General features: G+C 73.2%; 23 protein-coding genes. 10 read left to right on the forward strand and 13 right to left on the reverse strand.

From position 1 onward, the window contains the following. Positions 1 to 364 precede the first annotated feature (364 nt). A complete protein-coding gene (locus AB0A74_RS26000) occupies positions 365 to 1,654 on the forward strand; it encodes a PhoH family protein (RefSeq protein WP_358253321.1) in 1,290 nt (429 codons plus the stop codon). 263 nt (positions 1,655 to 1,917) lie between these two features. Here the strand turns inward: AB0A74_RS26000 and AB0A74_RS26005 are convergent, their stop codons facing one another. The 5 genes from AB0A74_RS26005 to AB0A74_RS26025 all read right to left on the reverse strand — a co-directional run bounded on the left by AB0A74_RS26005 (position 1,918) and on the right by AB0A74_RS26025 (position 8,336). Continuing rightward, the gene (locus AB0A74_RS26005; protein ID WP_358253322.1) at positions 1,918 to 2,691 is read right to left on the reverse strand and encodes an ABC transporter permease; all 774 of its coding nucleotides are present in this window, start codon (positions 2,689 to 2,691) and stop codon (positions 1,918 to 1,920) included. Beyond that, complete coding sequence (locus AB0A74_RS26010; RefSeq protein ID WP_358253324.1) at positions 2,688 to 3,647, reverse strand: ABC transporter ATP-binding protein; 960 nt, start codon at positions 3,645 to 3,647, stop codon at positions 2,688 to 2,690. The genes AB0A74_RS26005 and AB0A74_RS26010 overlap by 4 nt, the downstream gene beginning before the upstream one ends. Before the next feature lie 55 nt (positions 3,648 to 3,702). Further along, complete coding sequence (locus tag AB0A74_RS26015; RefSeq protein ID WP_358253326.1) at positions 3,703 to 5,142, reverse strand: GuaB1 family IMP dehydrogenase-related protein; 1,440 nt, start codon at positions 5,140 to 5,142, stop codon at positions 3,703 to 3,705. Between the two features lie 255 nt (positions 5,143 to 5,397). Beyond that, complete coding sequence (locus tag AB0A74_RS26020) at positions 5,398 to 6,915, reverse strand: ATP-dependent DNA ligase (RefSeq protein WP_358253327.1); 1,518 nt, start codon at positions 6,913 to 6,915, stop codon at positions 5,398 to 5,400. Between the two features lie 47 nt (positions 6,916 to 6,962). Next, positions 6,963 to 8,336: a PLP-dependent aminotransferase family protein gene (locus AB0A74_RS26025; RefSeq protein ID WP_358253329.1), complete on the reverse strand. Its 1,374-nt coding sequence runs from the start codon at positions 8,334 to 8,336 to the stop codon at positions 6,963 to 6,965. A 47-nt stretch (positions 8,337 to 8,383) separates the two neighbouring features. On the opposite strand from AB0A74_RS26025, the gene AB0A74_RS26030 reads away from it, so the two are divergent. Next, the gene (locus tag AB0A74_RS26030) at positions 8,384 to 9,379 is read left to right on the forward strand and encodes a DMT family transporter (RefSeq protein WP_358253331.1); all 996 of its coding nucleotides are present in this window, start codon (positions 8,384 to 8,386) and stop codon (positions 9,377 to 9,379) included. Between the two features lie 63 nt (positions 9,380 to 9,442). Here AB0A74_RS26030 and AB0A74_RS26035 read toward each other — a convergent pair whose 3' ends face one another. Beyond that, positions 9,443 to 10,834, reverse strand: a complete 1,392-nt coding sequence (locus tag AB0A74_RS26035) for a class II fumarate hydratase (RefSeq protein WP_358253332.1) — start codon at positions 10,832 to 10,834, stop codon at positions 9,443 to 9,445. A gap of 79 nt (positions 10,835 to 10,913) precedes the next feature. On the opposite strand from AB0A74_RS26035, the gene AB0A74_RS26040 reads away from it, so the two are divergent. After that, positions 10,914 to 11,885: an NAD(P)/FAD-dependent oxidoreductase gene (locus AB0A74_RS26040; RefSeq protein ID WP_358253334.1), complete on the forward strand. Its 972-nt coding sequence runs from the start codon at positions 10,914 to 10,916 to the stop codon at positions 11,883 to 11,885. Here the strand turns inward: AB0A74_RS26040 and AB0A74_RS26045 are convergent, their stop codons facing one another. From AB0A74_RS26045 to AB0A74_RS26070, 6 genes are all read right to left on the reverse strand, one after another. After that, the gene (locus AB0A74_RS26045) at positions 11,886 to 12,317 is read right to left on the reverse strand and encodes a L,D-transpeptidase (RefSeq protein WP_358253336.1); all 432 of its coding nucleotides are present in this window, start codon (positions 12,315 to 12,317) and stop codon (positions 11,886 to 11,888) included. It lies immediately after the preceding gene. Between the two features lie 55 nt (positions 12,318 to 12,372). Then, entirely contained in the window at positions 12,373 to 12,948 is a 576-nt protein-coding gene (locus tag AB0A74_RS26050) for a L,D-transpeptidase (RefSeq protein WP_358253337.1), read from the reverse strand. A 137-nt stretch (positions 12,949 to 13,085) separates the two neighbouring features. Then, entirely contained in the window at positions 13,086 to 13,853 is a 768-nt protein-coding gene (locus tag AB0A74_RS26055; protein ID WP_358253359.1) for a serine protease, read from the reverse strand. Between the two features lie 152 nt (positions 13,854 to 14,005). Further along, positions 14,006 to 14,410: a VOC family protein gene (locus AB0A74_RS26060; RefSeq protein WP_358253339.1), complete on the reverse strand. Its 405-nt coding sequence runs from the start codon at positions 14,408 to 14,410 to the stop codon at positions 14,006 to 14,008. Beyond that, complete coding sequence (locus AB0A74_RS26065; protein WP_358253341.1) at positions 14,407 to 17,427, reverse strand: SMC family ATPase; 3,021 nt, start codon at positions 17,425 to 17,427, stop codon at positions 14,407 to 14,409. Before AB0A74_RS26065 ends, AB0A74_RS26060 begins: the two co-directional genes overlap by 4 nt. Beyond that, positions 17,424 to 18,566, reverse strand: a complete 1,143-nt coding sequence (locus AB0A74_RS26070; RefSeq protein ID WP_358253343.1) for an exonuclease SbcCD subunit D — start codon at positions 18,564 to 18,566, stop codon at positions 17,424 to 17,426. Before AB0A74_RS26070 ends, AB0A74_RS26065 begins: the two co-directional genes overlap by 4 nt. Positions 18,567 to 18,665: 99 nt before the next feature. Between AB0A74_RS26070 and AB0A74_RS26075 the strand changes: the two genes are divergently transcribed. Continuing rightward, positions 18,666 to 19,601 (forward strand): DNA recombination protein RmuC, encoded by a 936-nt coding sequence (locus tag AB0A74_RS26075; RefSeq protein WP_309116825.1) that lies wholly within the window; start codon positions 18,666 to 18,668, stop codon positions 19,599 to 19,601. A 39-nt stretch (positions 19,602 to 19,640) separates the two neighbouring features. Then, positions 19,641 to 20,369: a DUF6542 domain-containing protein gene (locus tag AB0A74_RS26080; protein ID WP_358253345.1), complete on the forward strand. Its 729-nt coding sequence runs from the start codon at positions 19,641 to 19,643 to the stop codon at positions 20,367 to 20,369. A gap of 318 nt (positions 20,370 to 20,687) precedes the next feature. Here AB0A74_RS26080 and AB0A74_RS26085 read toward each other — a convergent pair whose 3' ends face one another. Next, on the reverse strand, positions 20,688 to 21,632 hold the full coding sequence (locus AB0A74_RS26085) for a 4-hydroxy-3-methylbut-2-enyl diphosphate reductase (RefSeq protein WP_358253347.1): 945 nt from the start codon (positions 21,630 to 21,632) through the stop codon (positions 20,688 to 20,690). 64 nt (positions 21,633 to 21,696) lie between these two features. On the opposite strand from AB0A74_RS26085, the gene AB0A74_RS26090 reads away from it, so the two are divergent. From AB0A74_RS26090 to glpX, 5 genes are read left to right on the forward strand one after another with little or no spacing between them, the layout of a single operon-like run. Continuing rightward, positions 21,697 to 22,245 carry a lipid droplet-associated protein gene (locus tag AB0A74_RS26090; RefSeq protein WP_358253349.1) on the forward strand — a complete coding sequence of 183 codons (549 nt, stop codon included), beginning with the start codon at positions 21,697 to 21,699 and terminating at the stop codon, positions 22,243 to 22,245. Beyond that, the gene (gene xseA / locus AB0A74_RS26095; protein WP_358253351.1) at positions 22,242 to 23,489 is read left to right on the forward strand and encodes an exodeoxyribonuclease VII large subunit; all 1,248 of its coding nucleotides are present in this window, start codon (positions 22,242 to 22,244) and stop codon (positions 23,487 to 23,489) included. Before AB0A74_RS26090 ends, xseA begins: the two co-directional genes overlap by 4 nt. Further along, entirely contained in the window at positions 23,470 to 23,877 is a 408-nt protein-coding gene (locus tag AB0A74_RS26100; RefSeq protein WP_358253353.1) for a sugar ABC transporter substrate-binding protein, read from the forward strand. Before xseA ends, AB0A74_RS26100 begins: the two co-directional genes overlap by 20 nt. Beyond that, complete coding sequence (locus tag AB0A74_RS26105; protein WP_121223068.1) at positions 23,874 to 24,086, forward strand: exodeoxyribonuclease VII small subunit; 213 nt, start codon at positions 23,874 to 23,876, stop codon at positions 24,084 to 24,086. Before AB0A74_RS26100 ends, AB0A74_RS26105 begins: the two co-directional genes overlap by 4 nt. 48 nt (positions 24,087 to 24,134) lie before the next feature. After that, a complete protein-coding gene (gene glpX / locus AB0A74_RS26110) occupies positions 24,135 to 25,190 on the forward strand; it encodes a class II fructose-bisphosphatase (protein ID WP_358253355.1) in 1,056 nt (351 codons plus the stop codon). The last annotated feature ends 134 nt before the right edge of the window (positions 25,191 to 25,324 follow it).

A 25,324-nucleotide genomic window follows, 5' to 3' on the forward strand; every position in this document is an offset into this window, starting at 1 on the left:
GGCGTGATCTTTCCGCTGTTTTGCGGCCACGTGACGAATTGGCGAATCACCTGTGTGGCTGCCTGCAAGATGGGTACTTCCGCAGGTAACTTCCGAATTGGCGGGCCGCGACCACTGCGGGCCGCGCAGGGAGGCTCCGATCGTGGCTGCAGCGAGCGCGAGGGGGCCGGCACCCGGCCCTCGTGGGCGGTGCGCCTGAACGGCGTGTCGTCCGATCGGGGTGGTGCCTGGCCCAGCGAGGAGCGGACGCGGGTGCCGCGTTCGTGAAGGAGTTGCCGTGAACGCACGACGACCCGCGAGCCGTTCCTCAGGCTCATCGCGCAGCACGTCCCGGCGCCGAGGTGCGCCGACCTCCCATACCTACGTGGTGGACACGTCCGTCCTGCTGTCCGACCCGCTGTCCATGACCCGCTTCGCGGAGCACCAGGTGGTGCTGCCGCTGGTGGTCATCAGCGAGCTGGAGGGCAAGCGGCACCACCCGGAGCTGGGCTGGTTCGCCCGGGAAGCGCTGCGCCTGCTCGACGACCTGCGGCTGCGCCACGGCCGGCTGGACCACCCGGTCCCGATCGGCGACGTGGGCGGCACGCTGCGCGTCGAGCTGAACCACTCCGACCCGGAGGTGCTGCCCGCGGGTTTCCGCACGGACTCCAACGACGCCCGCATCCTGGCCTGCGCGCTCAACCTCGCGGCCGAGGGCGAGCAGGTCACCCTCGTCACCAAGGACATGCCGCTGCGGGTGAAGGCCGGCGCGGTGGGCCTGGCGGCCGAGGAGTACCGCGCCCACGACGTGACCCTGTCCGGTTACACCGGTATGTCCGATGTGGACGTGGACCAGTCGGTCGTCGACGCGCTCTACCGGGACGGCGCGATCGACCCGACCGAGCACGACATCGCCCACGTCGCGGAACTGCCGTGCCACAGCGGGTTGCGCATGCTCGCCGGCACGTCCAGCGCCCTGGGGAGGGTGACGCCGGACAAGCGGGTCCGGCTGGTGCGCGGCGACCGGGAGGCGTTCGGGCTGCACGGCCGGTCCGCCGAGCAGCGCGTGGCCCTGGACCTGCTGCTGGACACCGAGGTCGGCATCGTCTCGCTGGGCGGACGAGCCGGCACCGGCAAGTCGGCGCTCGCGCTGTGCGCGGGCCTGGAGGCGGTCATGGAACGCCGCCAGCACCGCAAGGTCGTCGTGTTCCGCCCGCTGTACGCGGTGGGCGGGCAGGAGCTCGGCTATCTGCCGGGTTCCGAGAGCGAGAAGATGCAGCCGTGGGCGCAGGCGGTGTTCGACACGCTCGGCGCCCTGGTCAGCCAGGACGTGGTGGAGGAGGTCATGGACCGCGGCATGCTGGAGGTCCTGCCCCTGACCCACATCCGCGGCCGGTCGCTGCACGACTCGTTCGTGATCGTGGACGAGGCGCAGTCGCTGGAGCGCAACGTGCTGCTGACGGTGCTGTCCCGGCTGGGCGCCAACTCGCGGGTGGTGCTGACGCACGACGTGGCGCAGCGCGACAACCTGCGCGTGGGGCGGCACGACGGCGTGGCGGCGGTGATCGAGAAGTTGAAGGGCCACCCGCTGTTCGCGCACGTGACGCTGACGCGGTCGGAGCGCTCGCCGATCGCGGCCCTGGTGACCGAGATGCTGGAGGACTACAACTCCTGACGGTGCGCTGAAGAGGGCTCCTCGCTGCGGCGGGGAGCCCTTTTCGCTGCTCCGGGCTGCTGTGGGTGACGCGCGGCCTGGGTCGGGCGGCGGTGAGGTGGGCGGTGGGGTGGGCGGCGCGGCGGCGCGGCGGTGGGGTGGGCGGCGCGGTGGTGGGGTGGGTGGCGCGGTGGTGTCGCTTGTGGTGCGTGGCGCGGCCTCCGGCCCCCGTCTCGATCGTCTCACGCGGGTACGACACCGGCGCGGGCAGTGCGGCGGGTCGGTCAGTCCAGGGCGCGGCGGAGGAAGCCCTTGATGCCGAGTGCGCCGAAGGTCGCGATCGACACCACCAGCACCACCAGGCAGGTCCACAGCGGGATGTGGGGGACGTCCGGCGCGAGGACCGCCCGCGTCCCCTCGCTGACGTAGGTCAACGGGTTCAGCGCGCACACCACCTGGAACCACCGCAGCCCGTCCAGCTCCCGCCACGGGAACTGCGCCGAGCCGGTGAACAGCAACGGCGTCAGGATGACCGCGAACATCACCGTGATGTGCCGCGGCGACACCGACGTGCCGATCACCATGCCGACCGCCGCGCCCGCCAGCGACCCCAGCACGACCACCAGCAACGCCACCGGCAGCCCGGACGCCGGCCACGTCACGTCCAGCATCAGGAACCCGATCGGCACCATCAGCACCGCCGCCAGCAACCCGCGCAACGCCCCGAACACCATCTTCTCCACCGCCACCAGCGGGATCGGGATGGGCGCGAGCAGCCGGTCCTCGATCTCGCGGGTCCACGAGAAGTCCAGGACCAGGGGCAGGGTCGTGTTCTGCAGCGCGCCCAGGAAGCCGTTCATCGCGACGATCCCGGGCAGCAGCACCGCGGCGAAGTCGCCCTGCACGAAACCGATGTCGCCCAGCACCTTGGCGAAGATGAACAGGATGAAGAACGGCTGGATGATCACCTGCGCCAGGAAGCTCGGCAGCTCCCGGCCGGTGACGAAGACGTCCCGCCACAGCAGGGCCGCGAACGTCCGGGTGGCGGTCGTCGTCATCGCAGGTCCCGTCCGGTCAGGTGGATGAACACGTCCTCCAGGCTCGGCGTGCCGATCGCGAGGTCCGTGACGGCGCAGTCGAGGCGTTCCAGCGTCCGCAGCACGTCGGGCAGCGCGGCGGCCGGGGTGACGTCGGTGAACAGCCGGAACAGGCCGGCTTCGGCGACGTGCTCGACGCGCTGCACGCCGGGCAGGGCGAGCAGCGCGTGGTGGACCGGCTCGGGACCGGTGCCGTTCAGGCTCACCGTGACGCTCAGGGTCGTGCTGCCGGGCAGGGTCGCGGTGAGCGCGTCGGGGGTGTCGAGGGTGAGCAGCTTGCCGTGGTCCACGATGCCGACGCGGTCGCACAGCTTGTGCGCCTCGTCCATGTCGTGCGTGGTCAGCACGACCGTCACGCCGTCCGCGTGCAGCGCCGCCACGCGGTCGTGCACGAACAGCCTCGCCTGCGGGTCGAGACCGGTCGACGGCTCGTCGAGGAACAGCACGCGGGGGCGGTGCATCAGGGCGCGGGCGATCATCAACCGCTGCGCCTGACCGCCGGACAACGTGTCCACCAGCGCCCCGGCGTGGTCCTGGAGCCCCATCCGCTCCAGGACCTCGTCGGCCAGCCGGCGTCGCTCGGCGCGTCCCATGCCGTGGTAGGCGGCGTGGAACAGCAGGTTCTGCCGGACGTTCAACGCCCGGTCCAGGTTGTTGCGCTGCGGGACCACGGCCAGCAGTTGACGCGCCCGCTGCGGGTCGCGGACGACGTCCACGCCCTCCACCAGGGCGATGCCGGACGTCGGCCGCACCCTGGTGGTCAGGACGCCCACCGTCGTGGTCTTGCCCGCGCCGTTGGGCCCGAGCAGGCCGAAGACCTCGCCGCGGCGGACCGTGAAGCTCAGCCCGTCCACGGCGGGGGCACGACCGGCTTTGTAGACCTTCACCAGGTCCGACACCGCGACGGCAACGTCCACAGGGGTCAGCGTAAGCCGGTCACCGGCCGGCGCGGGCGGTGAACCGCCGCCGGCCTCACCAGCCGGCGGGCAGCGGGCGGCCCTCGGCGAACCCGGCGGCGGACTGGATGCCCAGCGTCGCGCGCTCGTGGAACTCCTCCATGGTCGACGCGCCCGCGTAGGTGCACGCCGACCGCACGCCCGCCGTGATCGAGTCCAGCAGGTCCTCGACGCCGGGGCGGGTCGGGTCCAGCCGCATCCGCGACGTGGAGATGCCCTCCTCGAACAGGCCCTTCTTGGCCCGCTCGAACGCGTTGTCGGTGCGGGTCCGCGCGCTGACGGCCCGCTTGGACGCCATGCCGAACGACTCCTTGTAGAGCCGGCCCTGCTCGTCGCGGTGCAGGTCGCCGGGGGACTCGTAGGTGCCCGCGAACCACGACCCGACCATCGCCGCGCTGGCGCCGGCGGCCAGGGCGAGGGCGACGTCGCGCGGGTGCCGCACACCGCCGTCCGCCCAGACGTGCTTGCCCAGCGCCCGCGCCTGCGCCGCGCACTCGGCGACGGCGGAGAACTGCGGCCGGCCGACGCCGGTCATCATGCGCGTGGTGCACATCGCGCCCGGCCCGACACCGACCTTGACGACGTCCGCGCCGGCCTCCACCAGGTCCCGCACGCCCTCGGCGGTCACGACGTTGCCGGCGACCACGGGCACGGTCGGCGAGGTGTCGCGGACGGCCTTGAGCGCGGAGATCATCTTCTCCTGGTGCCCGTGCGCGGTGTCCACGACCAGCGTGTCCACCCCGGCCTTGAGCAGGGCTTCGGCCTTGGCGCGGACGTCGCCGTTGACCCCGATCGCGGCGGCGACCCGCAACCGGCCCTCGGCGTCCACGGCCGGTGTGTAGACCTCGGCGCGCAACGCCCCGAGCCCGGTCATGATGCCGCGCAGGCGACCGTCGCCGTCCACGCCGAGCGCGACCCGGTGCGGGTCGTCCCCGAGCCGGTCGAACACGTCCCGCGGCGGCGTGTCCAGGGCGAGGGACACCACGCGGTGGTCGGCGACGTCGTGCAGGCGGGTGAAGCGGTCCACGCCGGTGCAGGCGGCCTCGTCCACGACACCCAGCGGCCGGCCGTCCTCGTCCACCACGACGACCGCGTTGTGGGCGCGCTTGTGGATGAGGTTGAGGGCGTCGGCCACCGAGTCGCCGGGCGCGAGCGTGAGCGGCGTGTCCCACACGGGGTGCCGCTCCTTCACCCAGGAGACGATCTCGGCGACGGCGTCGGGGGCGACGTCCTGCGGCAGCACCACCAGCCCGCCCCGCCGGGCCACCGTCTCGGCCATCCGGCGGCCGGCCACGGCGGTCATGTTGGCGACGACGACCGGGATCGTGGCCCCGGTGCCGTCGGAGGTCGAAAGGTCCACGCCGAACCGCGACTCGACGGCCGAGCGGCTGGGGACCAGGAAGACGTCGTCGTACGTCAGGTCGTAGCTGGGCGCATGCCCTTCGATGAATCGCACGAGACCTTGACACTACCCGTCTGGAGGCGGTTGTGCCCTTGGTCGGGACCTCCCAATCACAGGCGGTGGCACGGCGCTTCGGTTGTGCGATCCTCCAAGCGGACGAGCGCGGTCGGTGGCGGTCTGCCGTTCGGACGCGGCGGCTCGGGCGGATTCGGGTGCGTGCGACGGCTCCGGCGGCTCGGTGTGTCCGGCCGCGCCCCCGCGCCCCGTCCGCGGACCCGCCACTCGCCCGCGCTTCGCCCGTGCGAGCACTCAGGTGGGCAGGTCGGGTGGTGTCGTCGGTTTGGGGAGCAGGGCTCGGACCGCGTCGATCGTGTCCGCTTCCGCCGCGTCCTTGTCCGGCCGGTACCGCAGGACCCGTGCGAAGCGCAGCGCGACACCGCCCGGGTACCGCGGGCTCACCTGGACGCCGTCCAGTTCGATCTCGATCACCAGTTCCGGCCGCACGGTGACCACCCAGTCGGTCTTCTCCGTCGCCAGCGCCATCAGTTCGCGGGTCTGCCACGCCAGCAGTTCGTCGGTCAGCCCCTTGAACGTCTTGCCCACCATGATCGGCGGCCCGCCGTCCGGGTCGCGGGCGCCCAGGTGCAGGTTCGACAGCAGGCCCCGCCGCCGGCCGCTGCCCCACTCGACCCCGAGGACGACCAGGTCGAGCGTGTGGACCGGCTTCACCTTCTGCCACGACCGGCCCCGCCGGCCCGCCGCGTACACCGACTCCAGCGCCTTGACCATCACGCCCTCGTGCCCGGCGGACAGCGCGTTCGCCAGCACCGCCTCCGCCTGCTCCGCCGACGGCGACTCGACCCCGGGGATCACGTGCGCCCCCGCCACCCGCCGCAGCGCCGCCAGCCGCTCCGACAGCGGCGCGTCCAGCAGGTCCGCCCCGTCCAGGTGCAGGCAGTCGAAGAAGAACGGGCTCAGCAGCAGCTCCCGCTCGTCCTGCGCCCCGAACCGGCTCATCGTCTCCTGGAACGGCCTGGGCTTGCCGTCGTCGTTCAACGCCAGCGTCTCGCCGTCCAGCACCACCGATGTGCACGGCAGCCCCCGCACCAGCGCCACCAGCTCCGGCACCGTTCGAGTGATCTCTCGCAACGTCCGGGTGAAGATCCGCACCTCGTCACCCGACCGGTGGACCTGGATGCGTGCCCCGTCCAGCTTGTGCTCCACCACGCACGCCCCCAGCTCGGCCAACGCCGAGGGCAGCGACTCCGCGGGTGACGCCAGCATCGGCCGCACCGGGCGACCCAGCTCCAACCGGAAGTCGCCCAACGTGCCCGCCAGCGCCGCGAGGGCGGTGTCCGCCATGCTCCCCGACAGCATGAACGCCCGCCGCACGTCCTCGCCCGGCGCGTCGGCCGCCCGCGCGATCGCGTCGAGCATCACGCCCTCCAACGCGCCCTGCCGCAGCTCCCCGGTCAGCAACCGGCGCAGGAAGTCCTGCTCCTCGGCTGTCGCGCGCCCGAACAGCGAGGTCAACGCCTCCAGCCGCCGCTGCGCCGACCCCTTGCCCGAGATCGCCGCGTACGCCCCCAGCGCCGCGTCCACCTCCGCCACGGTCAGCCCCGGCTCCGCCGCGGGCGGCGGGGACACGTCGAGCACCGTGCGGTAGCCGGCCCCGATGCGCCCCTGGCTGGGCACGCCGACCAGGAACGACACGACCGCGGGCGTGGTCGTCCGCCGCAGCAGCTCGGCCAGGGCGGCGACCTTGGCCAGGCGCGACCGCGTGGCCGCCACGGCGGCGGACGTCTCGACTACCTCACTGAACAGCACGTTGACCATGGTGCACCGGGGGTACGACAAAAGCCGGTTGGAGCCGGCTAAGCGATCGCGCACATCTCCTGGACGGCCCGGCGCAACCGGTCCGGCGTGAGGGCCGCGTACCCCAGGACCAGGCCGGGGAACGTCGGCACCCGCGCGTACGCCGACAACGGCGGCGCGTTGATGCCCGCGTCGGCCAGGCGGCGGGACAGCGCCGTGTCGTCGGTGCCCTCGGGCAGCCGGAGGACGACGTGCAACCCGGCCGCGACGCCGATGGGGGTCCAGTCGGGCCGGACGCGGGCCAGCTCGTCCAGCAGCGCGTCGCGGCGGGCCCGGTAGAGCTGGCGCGTGCGGCGCAGGTGGCGGTCGTAGCCGCCGGTGCGCAGGAGCTGCGCGAACGCGGCCTGGTGGAGGGTCCCGCAGCCGAGGTCGTCCAGGCGCTTGCGTTCGACGACGGCCTCGCGCAGCGCGGGCGGCAGGACCAGCCAGCCCAGTCGCAGCGCCGGCGCGAGCACCTTGCTGGTGCTGCCCTGGTAGGCGACGTGCGCCGGGTCCAGCGCCTGCATCGCGCCGGTCGCCGGGCGGTCGTAGCGGTGTTCGGCGTCGTAGTCGTCCTCGATGACGACGGCGTCGCGCTCGCGGGCCCAGTCGAGCAGGGCGCGGCGGCGGTCGGGGTGCAGGACGACGCCGAGCGGGAACTGGTGCGCGGCGGTGACCAGGACCGCACGTGTGTCCACTGTGGACAGTGTGGACACGCGGATGCCCTTGTCGTCCACGGGGATCGGGTGCAGGGTCAGCCCGTGGGAGCGGAGCATGTCGGCCGCGCCGAAGTGGCTGGGCTCCTCGATGGCGACGCTCGTGTGCCCGGCGGCGCGCAGCACGCGGCCCATCAGCGAGATGCCTTGCGCCGCACCGTTCACGACCACGACGTCCGACGGGTGCGCGGCGACGGCGCGGACGCGGCCGAGGTAGTCGGCGAGTTCCTCGCGCAGCGGGGCGAAGCCGGCCGGGTCGGGGTAGCCCAGGTCGTCGGCGGTGAGGGCGTTCAACGCGGTCCGGTTGGCCTGGAGCCACTCGTCGCGCGGGAACGCGCTGAGCGCCGGCACGCCGGGACGCAGGTCGTAGCGCCACGGCGGCGGGTGCTCGGCGGTGGCGGGGAAGGTGTTGGGCCAGTCGCAGGCGGCGGTGACGGTGGTGCCCGAGCCGCGCTTGGCCTCCAGGTACCCCTCGCCGATGAGCTGGGTGTACGCCGAGGTGACCGTGCCGCGGGCGACGCCGAGCTGGTCGGCCAGGTCGCGGCTGGACGGCAGGCGGGTGCCCGGCTTGAGCCGGCCGTCGCGCACGGCGCGGCGCAGCTCGGACTCCACGGCCCGGCGGCCGGTGAGCCCGCCGGGGAGGAGCAGCTCGCGGAAAGTGGTCCAGTTGGTGGCCATCGAAGTGGAGCTTAAACGTGGACCACTCGTCGGTGAAGGTTGCCGACATGAACCGTGTGAGGGCCGGCGTCGCGTCCGGGGTGTCGAGTTCGGTGATCGTGGGGGCGTCGGTGCCGGTGACCGGGATGCTCCAGGGCTACCCGCTGTTGTCCGGGCAGGCGATGCGGTACGCGCTGGGCGGGGTCGTGCTGCTGGCGTGGATGCTGGCGCGGGGCGGTCGGCTGCCTCTGCCGCGCGGGCGGGACTGGCCGGCGCTGGGCGCGCTGGTGGGCCTGGGGATGCTCGGGTTCAACGCGTGCGTGCTCTACGCGCAGCGGTACGCCGAGCCGGGGTTCGTGGCGGCGGTGCTGGGGGCGAGTCCGCTGGTGTTGGCGCTGGTGGCGCCGTTGCTGTCGGGGCGGCGGCCGGCGCTCGGGGCGGTCGTGGGCGCGGTGTTCGTGGTGGGCGGTGTGGTGGTGCTGTCCGGCGGTGGGTCGTGGCGGGGGCCCGGGTTGGTGCTGGCGGTGCTGACGATGCTGGGGGAGGCGGCGTTCACGCTGTTCGCGGTGGGTGTGGTGCGGCGGATGGGCGGGGTGGCGGTGGCCACCTGGTGCTGCTTCCTGGCGGCGGGCGCGGGTGCGGTGCTGGGGACGTTCGTCGGCGGGTGGCAGGTGCCGACGGTGCGCGAGGGCGTGGCGCTGGTGGTGTTGGCGGTGCTGGTGACGGCCGTGGCGTTCGGGCTGTGGTACTTCGCGGTGGCGCAGCTGAGCGCGGACCGGGCCGGGGTGCTGATCGGGTTGATGCCGGTGGCGGGGCTGGTGGCGTCGGTGGTGCTGGGCGCGCAGGCGCTGACCGCGGTGGGGCTGGTGGGGGCGCTGGCGGTGGCGGCCGGGTGCGTGATCGGGCTGCGCCGCGGCGGGGCGGGAGCCGCGGCCGGGGCGGAGCGGGCTGGGCAGCGCTCGGACGGGCCGCGGCCGGCTGAGCGGCTCGCGGCCGGGCCGGCTGAGCAGCCCCCGACTTCAAGTCTGCCGGCGAGCACCGACATCGAGGCCGTGCGGAGCTGAGGGAGCGCTGAGGGTGTGGATCGGGAGGGCGGGCCAGGGGGCCGCCCTCCCGATGCGCGTGGGTCAGCCGCCGTTGGCCATGCGGAGGACGTCCAGGGCCTCGTCCAACTGGGCCTCGGTCAGCTTCGCCGGCACGTGGCCCCGCTCCAGCACCACCTCGCGGATGGTCTTGCGCTCCTTCAACGACTGCTTGGCGATCGACGCCGCCTCCTCGTACCCCAGGTAGCGGTTGAGCGGGGTCACGATGGACGGGGACGACTCCGCGTACTCGCGCATCCGGTCCGCCTGCGGTTCCGTCCCCGCCAGGACCTTGTCGGCCAGGAGGCGGGCCACGGCGGCGAGCAGGCGGGCCGACTCCAGGACGTTGCGGGCGATGACCGGGAGCATCACGTTGAGCTGGAAGTTGCCCTGCGCGCCCGCGAACGCCACCGCCGCGTCGTTGCCGATGACCTGGGCGACGACCATCATCGTCGCTTCGGGGATCACCGGGTTCACCTTGCCGGGCATGATCGACGACCCCGGCTGGAGGTCCGGCAGCGCCAGCTCGCCCAGCCCGGTTCGGGGTCCCGAACCCAGCCAGCGCAGGTCGTTGGCGATCTTGAACAGGCCGACGGCGGTCGCGCGCAGCTGGCCCGACGCCTCCACGACGCCGTCCTGGGTCGCCTGCGCCTCGAAGTGGTCGCGGGCCTCGGTCAGCGGCAGACCCGTCACCGCCGCCAGTTCCGCCGACACCGCCGCGCCGAAGCCCTCGGGCGCGTTCAGGCCGCTGCCGACGGCCGTGCCGCCGATGGGCAGCTCCGCCAACCGGGGCAGGCTCGCGGTGAGCCGTTCGACGCCGTAGCGGACCTGCGCCGCCCACGCGCCGGCCTCCTGGCCCAGGGTCACCGGCACGGCGTCCATCAGGTGCGTCCGGCCGGACTTCACCAGGCCGGACCACTCCGCGGCCTTGGCCTCCAACGTCTCCGCGAGGTGTTCCAGGGCCGGGACGACGTCCTTGGCCACCGCCTCCGTGGCGGCCACGCGCAGGGTCGTCGGGAACGTGTCGTTGGACGACTGCGACGCGTTGACGTGGTCGTTCGGGTGCACGTCCCGGCCCAGCGCGCGAGTCGCCAGGGTCGCGATGACCTCGTTGGCGTTCATGTTCGACGACGTCCCGGACCCGGTCTGGAAGACGTCGACCGGGAAGTGGGCGTCGTGCGCGCCCTCGGCGACCTCGTCGGCGGCCGCCGCAATCGCCCGCGCCACGTCGTCGGGCAGCACGCCCAGCCGCTCGTTCACCCGCGCGGCGGCGGCCTTGAGCAGGCCCAGCGCCCGGATCTGCGCCCGTTCCAGCCCCCGGCCGGAGATCGGGAAGTTCTCCACGGCGCGCTGGGTCTGCGCCCGCCACAGCGCGTCCGCGGGCACCCGGACCTCGCCCATGGTGTCGTGCTCGACGCGGTACTCCTGTTCAGCCATGACACCGAGTCTGGACCGGCTTGCCTTGCTTGGCCCGAGAAAGGTGGGCAGAGTGGGCTCGAACACCTATGGTCGAGTCATGGAGCTAGAGGTCGACCTGCTCATCGTCGGAGCCGGCCCCACGGGGCTCTTCGCCGCCTACTACGCGGGCTTCCGAGACCTGTCCGTCGCGCTGGTCGACTCCCTGCCGGAGGCGGGCGGCCAGATCACCGCGATGTACCCCGAGAAGATGATCTTCGACGTGGCCGGGTTCCCCGCCGTGCGCGGGCGCGAGCTGGTCACCGCCCTGGTCGCGCAGGCCGACCAGTGGAAGCCGACCCACCTGCTCGGCCGGCAGGCCCGCACGCTGTCCACTGTGGACGACCGGCTGGTGGTCGGGCTGGCCGACGGCGGCGTGGTCCGGGCCGGCGCGGTGCTGATCACGGCCGGCATCGGCGAGTTCAAGCCGCGCCCCCTGCCCGCCGGCGACGGCTGGCTGGACAAGGGCGTCGTGCACTTCGTGCCGACGCTGAACGTCCACACCGGACAGGACGTCGTGGTGGTCGGCGGCGGCGACTCGGCGTTCGACTGGGCGCTGGCCCTGCACCCCATCGCCAACAGCGTCACGCTGGTGCACCGCCGGGCGACCTTCCGCGCCCACCCGCCGACCGTGCGGCAGGTCCGCGACCTCGGCGTCGAGATCATCACCGACGCGGAGGTGCTCGAACTGCGCGGCGACGACCACGTGGCCGAGGTCGAGCTGGGCCTCAAGGGCGGCGACCGCAAGGTGCTGCCCGCGCAGACCGTCGTGGCCGCGCTCGGCTTCACCGCCGACCTCGGCCCCATCGAGTCGTGGGGCGTCGAGCTGGACCACCGGGCGATCGTCGTGGACACCACGATGCGCACCGCCCGGGACCGGGTCTACGCGGCGGGCGACGTCGCGCAGTACCCCGGGAAGGTGAAGCTCATCGCCACCGGCTTCGGGGAGGCGGCCACGGCGGTCAACAACATCGCCGTCGTCCTCAACCCCGACGCCCACCTGTTCCCGGGGCACTCCAGCAACGCGGGTTGATCAGGGCACGACCTGGACCTGCTCACCCACGAACAGGTTGTCGAAGAACGTCAGCGCGGCCTCGGGCGAGAGGTGCACGCAGCCGTGGGACAGCTCCGTCAGGCTGCCCTCGTGGAACGCGATCCCCGACTGGGTGAAGTACACCGAGTTCGGCATCGGCGCGTTGTAAGGGACGCTCCAGTCGTTCTTCACCTTGCGCAGCACGGAGAAAGTACCGACCGGTGTCTCGTACCCGGGGCGGCCGTGGGTCACCGGAACGGGTCCGTAACTCAGGTTGCCCTGGTAGATCAGCCACGCCTGGTTGGTGGACAGCTTCAGGCACGCACCGTCCCGGATGTCGCAGGGCGTGCCGGTCGAAGCGTTGGCGGGTGCCGCGAGGCCTGTCGTGAACGTCAGTGCCAGCGCGGCAGCCAAGGTGCCGAGCTTCCTCATGGCGAATCACTCCCTCACCCACTCGGCTACCCCGGGTGAGGGCCGGTTCAACCCGTCAGGCGACGACCTGCACCTGTTCACCCGAGTGGAGGCTGTTGAAGTACTTGATGGCGGCCTCCATGGACAGGTGGATGCAGCCGTGCGACTCCTCCGTCAGGCTGCCCTGGTGGAACGCGATCCCGTAGTCGGTGAAGTAGGTCGAGTACGGCATCGGCGCGTTGTTGTAGGGGCGGCTGACCTCGTCCTTCACCTTGTGGAGCACCGGGAAGTACCCGACCGGGGTCTCGTAACCGGGGCGACCGGAGGTGATCGGGACCGGCCCGTACTCCACCTTGCCGCCGCTGATCAGCCACGACTCGTTCGTGGACAGCCGGATGCACGCGCCCTCGGTGATGTCGCACGGCGTGCCCTCGACGGTGACCGGCGGGGGCGGCGGCGCCGGCTGCGGGGTCGGCGTCTCCGAGACGGTCGACGACGCGACCGCGGGCGGCGAGGAGGGCGTCGAGGACGACGGCGACGCCACGACCGACGACTGGTCCGAAGTGGACGGGGCCGCGGTCGGTTGACCGGTCCCGCACGCCGTCGTCACCGTCGCCAGGAAAGCGATTCCCACCAGTGCTGCCTTGCGCATCGCGCACCCCCAGGTTCGTTGCGGTACTTGCCCTGGAGACGCCACCCGGTGCCCGTGGGTTGCCACGCGGTTGTAACGAAACGGGAAGGGCCGCCCCGCGCGTGGCGGGACGGCCCTTCCGGTGCGTGCCTGACGGACTACACGGCACCCGCGTACTGGCTGATCCAGGAGCGGAACGCCGGGACGTCCATGTAGATCGACGGACCGGTCGCGCAGGTGGAGCTGTTGTTGCCCGCGCGGCTGGTGGCGCCGATGAGCTGCCACGTGCCGTTGACCGACTTGATCTGCGGGCCGCCCGAGTCGCCGTAGCAGGCGCCCGAGTTGCCGTTGGGGTTGCTCGTGCAGATCTCGTAGCTGCCGTAGATGCCGTAGCAGCTGCTGTCGGACACGATCGAGGTGTTCAGCTCCTGCAGCGTGATCGGCGCGCCGCCGCAACCACGCGGGGCGCAGGTCTGGCCCCAGCCGATGATCCGGGTGGCGGTGCCGACCGGACCCGAGGTGGACGCCACGGTGATCGGCGTCTGGCTCACGCTGGTGGCCAGGCGCACGAGCGCGATGTCGTAGCTCGGGTGGGTGACGATCTGGGCGCCCGACGCGACCGAGCCGCCACTGGTGCGGTTCGTCGTGCCGATGCGGGCCCGGATGGACGAGGCGGACCGGCCCTGGACGCAGTGCTTCGCCGTCACGACCCAGTTCGCCTTGATGAGCGAGCCACCGCAGAAGTGGCTGCCCGTGGTGCTCTGCAGGGACACCATGAACGAGTAGACCTGCGTGGCGTTCCCACCGCCGACGATGTACGGGGTCAGCTCGCCTTCGTCGGAGGGGGCCGCCGCCGCCCCACCCGCCGCCGCGAACGCCGCCCCGATCGCAACCGCGAAGGCGGTGAACAGGGTACGAACCTTCATCATTTCCTCTCCGTGCCCGGCGCAGGGATGCCGGGGGCACGGATCGGAAACTAGGGAGGGTGGCCGGATGATCACTACATCCGTTCGGCCGGTAACACCCCGTTGACCGTTGACAGCGGAACGTCAATGTCCGATATCCGGACACGCGACCGTCAGCGGGCCGCCTCCCGGGTGATCATGACGGGGTTGCCGTCCGGGTCGGCGATGAAGGCGATCCGCTCGCCCCAGGGCGTGTCCGAGGGCTCCAGCAGCACGGGGTGGCCGAGCCCGGCGAGTTCCGCCACCACCGAGTCCACGTCGTCGTGGTAGACGCACAGCTCGAACCGGTGACCCGAGCTGGGCCGTTGCGGCCGGCCGTGGACCCCCAGCCCGTCCGAGGCCACCTGCCCCAGCCCGAGCCGGGAGCCGTCCGGCAGGGACACCGCCACGAACACCGGGTCGCCCTCCTCGGGGAACCGGTAGTCCGGGGTGAAGCCCAGGGCGTCCCGGTAGAACGCCAGCGACCTGGGCAGGTCGTCGCACACCAGCATCGGGAACGCCGATCGGAACCCGCTCACGCCACCACCTCCAGCGACGAACCGCCGCGCGCCTTGCGCACCCGCAACCGGGTCGGGATGCGTTGCCGCAGCTCCTCCACGTGCGACACCAGGCCTACCACGCGACCGCCCGCGCGCAGCTCGTCCAGGATCGTCATCACCAGTTCGAGGGTGTCCGCGTCCAGCGTGCCGAAGCCCTCGTCGATGAACAGGGTGTCCAGCACCGCGCCGGCCGCCACCACGTCCGACAGGCCCAGCGCCAGCGCCAGGGACGCCAGGAACGACTCGCCGCCGGACAGGGTCTTGGTCGGGCGCTGGCGGCCGGAGTAGTCGTCCAGCACGTCCAGGCCCAGGCCGCCCCGGGTGCCGCGCGGGCCCGCCTCGACCGAGTGCACGAACCGGTAGCGGCCCTGGCTCATGCGTTCCAGGCGGGCGCTGGCGGCCACCGCCACCTCTTCCAGCCGGGCCGCCAGGACGTACGTGCGCAGGGTCATCTTCTTGGCGTTCTGCCCCTGGCCGTTGATCACGTCGGTCAGCGCGGACAGCTCCTCGTACTCGGCCTCGACCGGCTCCAGCTCGACCCGGGCGGCGGTCAACCGCTCGGCCAGCGCTTCGGCGCGCCGGGCGTCGCGGCGGGCGGCGGCCAGGGTCGAGGCGGCCCGTTCGGCCTCGGCGGTCGCCGCGCGGAACGCGGACTCGGCGCCGGCCAGGTCCACCTCGGTGTCCGGGTCCACGTCGGCCAGCTCGACCAGCACCGCCTCGGCGGTCACCCTGGCGTCCTCGACCTTGCGGATCCTGGCCTCCAGGGCCTCGACCGCGTCGTCCGGGCGCACGGCGGCCACGGCGTCGGCGACGTCCGCGAACCCGGCCTCGGCGGCCAGCCGCGACACCTCCACGCGCTGCTCGGCCAGGCGTTCGGCGCACTCGGCGACGGCGGTGCGGCGCTCGGCGAGGCCGGCCAGGGCGTCGGCCAGGTCGAGCAGGTGGGCGCGCCGGGCGGTGACGTCGGGGAAGTCGCCGCGCGCCGCGTCCAGGCGATCGGCGCGTTCCCGGACGGTCTCGGACAGCTCGACGTGCCGGGTGGTCAGCTCGGCGACCTCACGTTCCAGGGCGGTCCGGTCGGCGGTGGCGGCCTCGGCCCGGCGCTCCAGTTCGGACAGTGCGCGGGCGCGCTGATCGCGTTGCGCGGCAAGGGCTTCCACGGTCCGGTGCTCGGCGACGAGCGCGTCCGGGTCCTGGTCGCCGACGACCTCGCGCAGCGCCGCCAGCCGGTTCTCCGCTTCCTGGGACGCCTTCTCGGCCGCGGCCCGGCGGTCGGCGGCGACCTGCTCGGTGTCGGCGGCCCGGTCCTCGTCGGCCCCGGTGACGGCGTTGAGCATCGGCGCGGCGGGCGTCGGGTGCTCCTTCGAACCGCACACCGGGCACGCGCGGCCGGCGCGCAGGGCGGCGGCGAGTTCGACGGCCATGCCGTCCAGGCGCTGCTTGCGGACCTGGAGCAGGACGTCCCGCGCCTTCTGGTGGGCGTCCACGGCGACCCGACGGGCGTCGTCGGCCGCGCGCAGGGCGCGTTCGGCGACCGGGATCTCCTTCGCGGCCGACGCTTTCGCGGCGACCACGTCGAGCCGGGCGGCGGCCAGCGCGGCCTGGTCGACCTCGGCCCGCGCGACGGCGAGCCGGTCGGGCACCTCGGCCAACGCGGCGACGAGCTGCGCCAACCGCCGGTCGGCGGCCCGCGCCCGCTCCTCCAACCCGACGAGCCGCCGCCGATCCTCCCGCTGCCGCTGCGCCTCCTCGGCCAACCGCGTGAGCCCCCCGGCCTCCTCCCGGAACCGCTCACCCTCCGCCCGCAACTCCGCCGCGCCGACTTTGTCGGTACCCGGTGGGACAATGGAACCGGGGGCCGGAGGCCGCGCCCCGCCCGCGCCAGCCCCGCCCGCGCCAGCCCCGCCCGCGCCAGCCCCGCCCGCGCCGAGCCCACCCGCGCCGGGCCCACCTACACCCGCGTAGCCCAACTCCAGGAGCGCGCGAGCGGCGGCCGACTCCTGGGCCTCCGCCGACGCCAGGGCCCGTTCCAGCCGCGCCACCGCGTCCCTCGCCGGCACCACGACCGAAGCCCGCCGCGCCGCGTCCCGCTCGCGCACCCACGCCACCCGGTGCGGCTCGATCTCCGCGCACCGCGCCAACGCGTCCCGCGCGCCGCGCACCCGCGACACCCGCGCCGCCAGCTCGTCCGCCCGCCGCCACGCCGCCTCGGCCGCCGACCGCGCGGCGGCCGTCTCCGCGGCCCGCGCCGCGGCCTCGCGCTCCGCCTCCGCCAGCCGCTTCACCAGCGAGCTGAGCCACTCGGGGTCGCCGCCGTCCTCCGGCACGTCCTCCCGCGCGACCTCCGCCACCCGCTGCACCAGGTCCCGACTGGCCAGCCGCAGCCGCTCCAGCTCACGCCCGCGCTCCACCCGCCGGTCCCGGAACCACCGCTCGACGTCCACGAACCGCTCGGTCCCGAACAGCCGCTCCAGCAGCTTCTCCCGCTCGGCGGTGTCGGCGCGCAGGAACTTCGCGAACTCGCCCTGCGGCAGCAGCACCACCTGGAAGAACTGCTCGGCGGTCATCCCGAGCAGGCTCTCCACCTCGCGCGCGACCTCGTCCACGCGGCTGTGGCCCTCGCCCTCCCAGCCGCTGATCCAGGTCAGCGACGCCTTCGCGTTCTGCCGGGTGAACCCGTCGCCGCGCTTCTTCGGCCGGTCGTACTCGGGGCTGCGCACCACCCGGAACCGCCGCCCCCGCACGGTCAGCTCCAGCGCGACCTCGGTCACCGTGTCCCGGTCGGCGTAGTCGCAGCGCAGCCGCTTCGCCTCGTTGCGCGCCCCCGGCACCCGGCCGAACAGCGCGAACGCCACCGCGTCCAGCAACGTCGTCTTGCCCGCGCCGGTGTCACCGTGCAGGAGGAACAGGCCGTCCGCGCCGAGCAGGTCGAAGTCGACCTCCTCCCGACCCGCGTACGGGCCGAACGCGGTCACCTCCAGCCGGTGCAGCTTCACGACGCCTCCTCGCGCGCCGCCGCGGCGATCGCCTCCCGCAGCAACGACAGCTCCCGCTCGTTGGGCGGCTCACCCCGCACGTCCTCCAGGAAGCAGCACCCGATCTCCTCGTCGCTGCGCCCCCGGATCCGCTCGGCGAACCGCAGCTCGCCGGTCCGCCCGCCCTCGGGCCGCCACTCCACGTGCACCGCGTGCGGGAACCGGGCCCGCAACCGGCGCAACGAGTCCAGCGGGCGCACGGCGTCGGTCAGCACCGCGGACACGAAGTGGTCCTCCACGGCCGTGTGGACGGGGTCGGCCAGCAAGTCCTCGATCGCGCCGGTCAAGGTCGAGAGCCGCCGCGGCACGGGCAGCGTCCGCCGCTCCACGCCCGCGAGCCCCGACCCGTCCACCTCGACCAGCCACACCGACTTGACCTGCTGCGACTCCGAGAACGAGTACGCCATCGGGCTGCCCGAGTAGCGCAGGCCGTCGGCGAGGGTCTGTTGCCCGTGCAGGTGCCCGAGCGCCACGTAGTCCACGCCGGCGAACACCCCGGCCGGCACGTCCTGCACGCCGCCGACCGCGATGGTCCGCTCCGACTCGCACGGCTCCCCGCCGGTCACGAACGCGTGCGCGAGCACCACCGACCGGGCGCCCGGGCGTCCGGCGAGGTCCGCGCGGACCCGGCGCATCGCCTCGGTCAGCACCGCCTCGTGCCCCTTGCCCTCGACGCCCAGCGCGTGCCGCGCGGTCTCCGGCTCCAGGAACGGGATGCCGTACACGGCGACCGGCCCGTCCGCGTCGCCGAACAGCACCGGCTCGTGCAGGTCGGCGACCCGCGTGCGCAGGTGCAGCCCGCCCGCCGCGGCGAACCCGCCGAACAGGCCCAGGCGCGCCGCGGAGTCGTGGTTGCCGGGGGTGACGACGACCTGCGCGCCGGCCGCGCGGAGGCGTTCCAGCACGCGCGTGCACACGGCGATCGCCTCGGCGTTGGGCACGGCCCGGTCGAACAGGTCGCCGGAGACCAGCACGACGTCCACCCGCTCGTCGGACACGAGGTCGGCCAGCCCGCCCAGCACGGCTTCCTGCTCGACGAGCAGGTCGCGGCCGTGGAACGTCCGACCCACGTGCCAGTCGGACGTGTGGAGCAACCTCATGGGCCGCCACGCTAGGGGCGCGCGCCGGCCGGCCCCGACAACCGACTCGGCGTGTCGCTCGAACGTGTGATCGGGTCGACGTGCGCGATGATCGGAGCCATGACAGCGGTCCTCACGACGGCGGCGGTGGTCGTCGCGCTCCTGCTCGCCGGTGCGCTCGTGTTCGTGTGGCGGCTCTACCAGGACGGCATCCGGCGCACGGACGCCGCGCTGGCCGCCGTGCAGAAGGAACGGGAGCGGGGTGACGCGACCTACCTGGCGCTCCAGCGCTACGAAGTGGCGTTCTCGTCCGTGAGCGGGCGCGGTGAGCTGGGCGAGCGCGTGCTGGTCGAGACGGCGCGGGCGCTGGGGCTGCGCGAGGGCGTGCACTTCCGGCTCCAGGTGGACGTCGCCGGCGGCGGCTCGGTGCGCCCCGACCTGGTGCTGGAGGTCGGCGGCGGCCGGCAGGTGCCGGTGGACGCGAAGATGAGCATGGCCACGTGGGCGGAGGCGGTGGAGACCGACGACCCGTCCGAGCGGGCCGACGCGCTGCGCGTGCACGTGCGCAACATCCGGGCGCGGGCGGCGGAGCTGGCCGGCAAGGGCTACCAGCGGTGGGCGGACGCGATCTACGGGACGGTCATGTTCGTGCCCAACGACGGGGCCGTGGTGGCGGCCCTGGACACCGACCCCGAGCTGCTGCGCTGGCTGCTGGACCGGCGGGTGTTCCTGTGCGGGCCGACCGGGTTCGCGGTCATCGCCTCGGCGGCGCTGTTCGCGGTGACCGACCGGGCGCTGGCCGACGACGTGGAGCAGGTGCGGGCGCAGGCGTCGTCCGCGCACCGGGCGGCGGACGCGGCCATCGACGCGGTGAACCTGTCCAGCACGCACCTGCAGCGGTTCCTGTCGGCGCGGCGGCGCGAGTTGGACGCGTTGGAGGGGTTCCGGGCGGCGGTCGAACCGTTGACGGCCGCGTCGTCGAGCCCCAAGCCCGTTGCGGTCGTACGGCGGTCTGAAGAGGGCGTCAGTGCACCCTTGGAGGCTCGGGAGGCGTAATAGAGTGTGTTGGCACTGCGAGCCGAACGAGGAGTTGGCGTGACCGCTGCAACGCGCGAGCCGGAGGACGAGGAGCTGGACGCCGTCCGCTGGAACGACCGCGCCCTCTTCGGCTCCTTCCGGGGTCTGCCCTGGTGGGCGGCGGTGCTCATCACGTTCGTGCTGGCCATCGTCGGCACCTACATCGACGTGACGACGTCCACGGCGAAGTCCGTGGGCTGGGTGTTCGCCATCACGTTCTTCGTGGGCGCGGTGGGCGCGGTGGTGTTCGTGGAGCGCCGGTCGATGTTCGGGCCGGTCGTGCAGCCGCCGCTGGTGCTGGCGATCGTGGTGCCGCTGATCGTGGTGTTCACGTCGGGCGTGCCGTCGGGCGGGTTGGCGGCGATCGGGCTGGGGCTGGGCAAGCCGTTGATCGACGGGTTCCCGGCGATGGCGATCACGACCCTGTGCACGGTGCTGATCGGCATCCTGCGCGTCTCGACGCAGAAGGACCCGAACCGCCTGACCAAGGAGGAGAAGCGCGAGCTGAAGCGCCGCGACCCCGCCGAGGACCGCCCCAAGCGCCGCGAGCCCGCCCCGACCTCCGCTCCCGACGAGGACCGCCCGCGCCGCAAGAAGCCCGCCGCCACCTCGGACGAGCCGCGCCCGAAGCGCCCACGCCCCGCAGGCGAGGGCCGCCCGGCCACCGACCGCCCACGCCGCCCCCGCGACCCGTCCAAGGGCGACCGCCCGGCACAGCGCAAGCCCCGCCCGCGCACCGACGACTGACCACACGCGGCACCCCGACAGCGCCCACTCGCGCGCGAGACCCGGCTCGGCTCGGCGTGCGCGGATGGCTCGGCGTGTTCCTCGACGGGCCGCTTGACCTGCGGTTTCTCCAGGTCGTTCGGTTTGGGCGCGGCCTCCGGCCCCCGAGTCCATGATCGCACGCGGGTACGACAATCCCGGGCGTGGATCGCACGCGGGTACGACAATCCCGGGTGTGGAACGCACGCGGGTAGGCCGATCCCGGGCGTGAACGACGACCGCCCCGGCACGGGCGGGTAGCCGGCCGGGGCGGGTGCTGTCGAACCCGTGGTCGGGTCGCTAGCGGACCATGTCCTTGCGGAGTTCGCGGGGCAGGGCGAAGGCGATCTTCTCGTTCGCCGTCGTGATCTCCTCGACCTCGCCGTAGCCGTGGCCGGCCAGGAACTCCAGCAGCTCCATCACCAGGATGTCCGGCACGGACGCGCCGCTGGTCACACCGACCGTGGTCACGCCCTCCAGCCACGCCGGGTCCACCTCGGAGGCGTAGTCCACCAGGTACGAGGCCTTGGCGCCGGCCTGCAACGCCACCTCGACCAGGCGCACCGAGTTGGACGAGTTCTTCGAGCCCACGACCAGCACCAGCTCGCACTGCGGGGCCATCGTCTTCACCGCGGTCTGGCGGTTGGACGTGGCGTAGCAGATGTCGTCCGACGGCGGTTCCTGCAGGTCCGGGAAGCGCTCCTTGAGCTGCCGCACGCGCACCATCGTCTCGTCCACCGACAGCGTGGTCTGCGACAGCCACACCACCTTGGACGGGTCGCGCACGGTCACCTTGTCCACGTCCTCGGCCGTGTCCACGAGCTGGATGTGGTCGGGCGCCTCGCCGGACGTGCCCTCGACCTCCTCGTGGCCCTCGTGGCCGATCAGCAGGATGTCGTAGTCCTCCCGCGCGAACCGCTTGGCCTCGTTGTGGACCTTGGTCACCAGCGGGCAGGTGGCGTCGATCGTGCGCAGGCCCCGCTCGGCCGCCTCGGAGTGCACCGCGGGCGACACGCCGTGCGCGGAGAACACCACGAGCGCGCCCTCGGGGACCTCGTCGGTCTCGTTGACGAAGATCGCGCCGCGCCGCGACAGGGTCTCCACGACGTGCTTGTTGTGGACGATCTCCTTGCGCACGTACACCGGCGCGCCGTACTGCTCCAGCGCCTTCTCGACGGTGACGACCGCGCGGTCCACGCCTGCGCAGTAGCCGCGCGGCTTGGCCAGGAGCACTCGCTTGTCCATGCCACCAGGGTACGGGCGCGTCGGAGCTAGGCATCCTCAGGGAGACTGCGGCAGGCTAGACGCCATGAAGCCACTGCCGCTGCCGGTCCGCCTCGCCGCGGGACTGGCGGTCACCGCCGTCGAGCAGGCCCGCAAGCTCCCGCAGCAGCTCGCGGGGCTGCCGGTGACCGTGGTCAGCGAGGCGTTGCAGCTGTCCATGCGGGTCCAGCAGACGGTGACGGAACTCGCAATCAAGGGCGACGACGCGCTGGCCGTGCTGCGGCCGGTCGAGGACGAGCCCGAGTGGGCCACCTTCGACGAGGACGAGGAGCCCGACGAGCCGGAGGACGAGCCGGCCGACGAGCCCGCGCACGACCCGTGGGAGGCCGAGGAGCGGGCGCTGGCCGCCGAACCCCCGGCCGCGCTGCCCAACTACGACGAGCTGACGCTGCCCCAGCTGCGCGCCCGCCTGAAGACGCTGTCCGTCGACGACCTGCGGCAACTGCTCGACCACGAGCGGACCCACGCGGGCCGCCCCGAGTTCACCGGCATGCTCACCCGCCGCATCGCCAACCTCGACGCCCAGAGCACCACCGGCACCCGGGGCACCCCCGGCAGCGAAGCGCAGCAGTGACCGACGAGAAGTCCACCCCGGAGAACCCCTGGCCGGTCCGCACGGTCGCGCGCAAGATCTTCGACTGGATCAACCGCCTCGGCGACGTGTGGGTCGAGGGCCAGGTCACGCAGCTGTCCGCCCGTCCGGGCACCGCGACGGCGTTCCTGACCCTGCGCGACCCGTCGGTCGACATGTCGATGACGCTCACCGCGCCCGTCGGCATGGTCCGCGAGCTGCAACTGGTCGAGGGCAGCCGGGTCGTCGTGCACGGCAAGCCCAACTACTTCCCCAACCGCGGCACGCTGAGCCTGCGCGTCGACGAGATCCGCCAGGTCGGCATCGGCGAGCTGCTGGCCCGCATCGAGCGGCTGAAGAAGCTGCTCGCCGCCGAGGGGTTGTTCGATCCGCGCCGCAAGCGCCGGCCGCCGTTCCTGCCGAACAAGATCGGCCTGATCACCGGCCGCGCGTCGGCCGCCGAGCGGGACGTGCTGACCAACGCCCGCGCCCGCTGGCCCGCCGCCCGGTTCCGGGTGGTCAACGTGGCCGTGCAGGGCGCGGCCGCGGTGCCGGAGATCCTGACCGCGCTGGCCAAGCTGGACCGCGACCCCGAGGTGGACGTCATCGTCCTGGCGCGCGGCGGCGGCAGCGTGGAGGACCTGCTGCCGTTCTCCGACGAGGCGCTGTGCCGGGCGGTGTCCCAGGCGCGCACGCCGGTGCTGTCGGCGATCGGGCACGAGCCGGACACCCCGCTGGTGGACCACGTGGCCGACGTCCGCTGCTCCACCCCGACCGACGCCGGCAAGCGCGTCGTGCCCGATGTGGCGGAGGAAACGGAGCGGGTCCGGCAACTGCGCGACCGCAGCCGCCGCGCCCTGCACGGGTGGGTGGACCGCGAGCGCAAGCTGCTCGCCGCACTGCGCACCCGACCTGCGCTTTCCGACCCGCACGGCCCCTTGGACCGGCGTGCGCAGGACGTCGGTCAGTGGCGCGAGCGGGGCCGCCGCGCGGTGCGGAACAGACTCGATTCAGAAACAACCGCCCTGATCGCCACCACCGCCCGCTTGACGACCCTCGGACCTGCCGCCACGCTGGCGCGTGGGTACGCCGTGGTGCAGCTCGTCACGCCCGACGGGGTGGACGGTGTGGTCCGGTCGGTCGCGGACGCCCCGGCGGGTGCCCACCTCAGGGTCCGGGTCGCAGACGGGGCCGTGCACGCGGTCGTCACGGAGGAAGGAGGCGGTGGTGCCCAACCCGGCACGTGAGCCCACGTTCCTGCCCTTGACGATGTCCGCCGCCGGCGACGCGGACGACGAGGGCGCGCGCGCCGTGCGCGACCGCGCCGAGGCCGCGGACCGGGCGGCGGCCGACTGCTGGCTGTCGCTGGTCGCGGGCTGCACGTCGGGCGGGCAGACGCTGATCAGCCGCCTGCACGACCTGTCCGAGGCGACCTCGTCCTACGCGGGCGTGCGCTGGTGGCTGTCGCACGGCTCGGTGCACCGCCGGCGGGTCGTGGAGGCCGAGCACCGCATCGACGACGCCGTGCGCGAAGGTGACGGAGCGGAGTTCGCCGAGGCGTTCGTCGGCTACGACCAGGCGGTGGCCACCGTCGTGGTGCACGTCCAGAACCGATTGGGGAAGTTGTCGTCTTGACCGACGAGATTGGCTACGAGCAGGCCCGCGATGAGCTGGTCGAAGTCGTGAAGAGGCTGGAGCAGGGCGGTCTGTCGCTGGAGGAGTCGCTGGCGCTGTGGGAGCGCGGCGAGGCCCTCGCGAAGACCTGTGAACGACAGCTCGCGGGCGCGCGTGAACGGATCGATCAAGCACTCGCTGTGACCGAGGAGGACGTGGCCGACGCCTGACACCGTGCGAGGATTGGCCTACCGGCCGGTATCCGCAGGAGGAGCGTCATGGTGTCCAGCAGCAGCCCGTCCGAGCGTCGTCGCGAAGCGCCCGACCGGAACCTCGCGCTCGAACTCGTGCGGGTGACCGAGGCGGCGGCGATGGCCGCCGGCCGCTGGGTGGGGCGCGGCGACAAGAACGGCGGCGACGGCGCGGCGGTCGACGCCATGCGCAAGCTCATCGGCACGGTCTCGATGCGCGGCGTGGTCGTGATCGGCGAGGGCGAGAAGGACGAGGCGCCCATGCTGTTCAACGGCGAGGAGGTCGGCAACGGCGACGGCCCGGAGTGCGACGTCGCGGTGGACCCGATCGACGGCACCACCCTGATGTCCAAGGGCATGCCCAACGCCCTGGCCGTGCTGGCGGTGGCCGAGCGCGGCGCGATGTTCGACCCGTCCGCGGTCTTCTACATGGAGAAGCTCGCGGTCGGCCCGGAGGCGGCGGACGTCATCGACATCACGGTGCCGATCGCCGAGAACATCCGCCGGGTGGCGAAGGCCAAGCACAGCGACGTCCACGACGTGACGGTCTGCATCCTGGACCGCCCGCGCCACGAGTCCCTGGTCCACGAGGTCCGCGCGGCGGGCGCCCGCATCCACTTCATCTCCGACGGCGACGTGGCCGGCGCCATCTCGGCGGCGCGGCCGAACACCGGCATCGACCTGCTGGTCGGCATCGGCGGCACCCCGGAGGGCATCATCGCGGCGGCGGCCCTGAAGTGCATGGGCGGCGCCATCCAGGGCCGGCTGTGGCCGAAGGACGACGAGGAGCGCCAGAAGGCCATCGACGCGGGCCACGACCTGGACCGGGTGCTGACCACGAACGACCTGGTGCGCGGCGACAACGTCTTCTTCTGCGCCACCGGCGTGACGGACGGCGACCTGGTGCGCGGCGTGCACTACCGGGCGGGCGGCTGCACGACGCAGTCCATCGTGATGCGCTCGAAGTCGGGCACGGTCCGCATGATCGACGGCTTCCACCGCCTGACCAAGCTGCGCGAATACTCGTCCGTCGACTTCGACCCGACCCCAACCGACGAGCCCGTCCTCCCCCCACTCCCGTAACGACTCAAGCAAGGGCACTTGAGAAGGGCTCTCAGCCCAAGGAAGGGCCTCGGTTCGTTCCCCGTACGGCCTGGGCGCAGCCCAACCGCGCTTCTCCCTTCTTGGCAACCAGCTTTTCCGGTTGCCAAGAAGGG

This window comes from Saccharothrix sp. NPDC042600, from assembly GCF_040647305.1.
Classification (GTDB): Bacteria; Actinomycetota; Actinomycetes; order Mycobacteriales; family Pseudonocardiaceae; genus Actinosynnema; species Actinosynnema mutabilis.

Bases quoted from the DNA above. Each gene is read 5' to 3' on its own strand.
- AB0A74_RS26025 (WP_358253329.1), bottom strand. From the start codon at position 8,336: ATGGCCACCAACTGGACCACTTTCCGCGAGCTGCTCCTCCCCGGCGGG.
- AB0A74_RS26050 (WP_358253337.1), bottom strand. From the start codon at position 12,948: ATGCGCAAGGCAGCACTGGTGGGAATCGCTTTCCTGGCGACGGTGACG.
- AB0A74_RS26030 (WP_358253331.1), top strand. From the start codon at position 8,384: ATGAACCGTGTGAGGGCCGGCGTCGCGTCCGGGGTGTCGAGTTCGGTG.
- AB0A74_RS26035 (WP_358253332.1), bottom strand. From the start codon at position 10,834: ATGGCTGAACAGGAGTACCGCGTCGAGCACGACACCATGGGCGAGGTC.
- AB0A74_RS26055 (WP_358253359.1), bottom strand. From the start codon at position 13,853: ATGAAGGTTCGTACCCTGTTCACCGCCTTCGCGGTTGCGATCGGGGCG.
- AB0A74_RS26070 (WP_358253343.1), bottom strand. From the start codon at position 18,566: ATGAGGTTGCTCCACACGTCCGACTGGCACGTGGGTCGGACGTTCCAC.
- glpX (WP_358253355.1), top strand. From the start codon at position 24,135: ATGGTGTCCAGCAGCAGCCCGTCCGAGCGTCGTCGCGAAGCGCCCGAC.
- AB0A74_RS26040 (WP_358253334.1), top strand. From the start codon at position 10,914: ATGGAGCTAGAGGTCGACCTGCTCATCGTCGGAGCCGGCCCCACGGGG.
- AB0A74_RS26085 (WP_358253347.1), bottom strand. From the start codon at position 21,632: ATGGACAAGCGAGTGCTCCTGGCCAAGCCGCGCGGCTACTGCGCAGGC.
- AB0A74_RS26045 (WP_358253336.1), bottom strand. From the start codon at position 12,317: ATGAGGAAGCTCGGCACCTTGGCTGCCGCGCTGGCACTGACGTTCACG.
- AB0A74_RS26090 (WP_358253349.1), top strand. From the start codon at position 21,697: ATGAAGCCACTGCCGCTGCCGGTCCGCCTCGCCGCGGGACTGGCGGTC.
- AB0A74_RS26075 (WP_309116825.1), top strand. From the start codon at position 18,666: ATGACAGCGGTCCTCACGACGGCGGCGGTGGTCGTCGCGCTCCTGCTC.
- AB0A74_RS26005 (WP_358253322.1), bottom strand. From the start codon at position 2,691: ATGACGACGACCGCCACCCGGACGTTCGCGGCCCTGCTGTGGCGGGAC.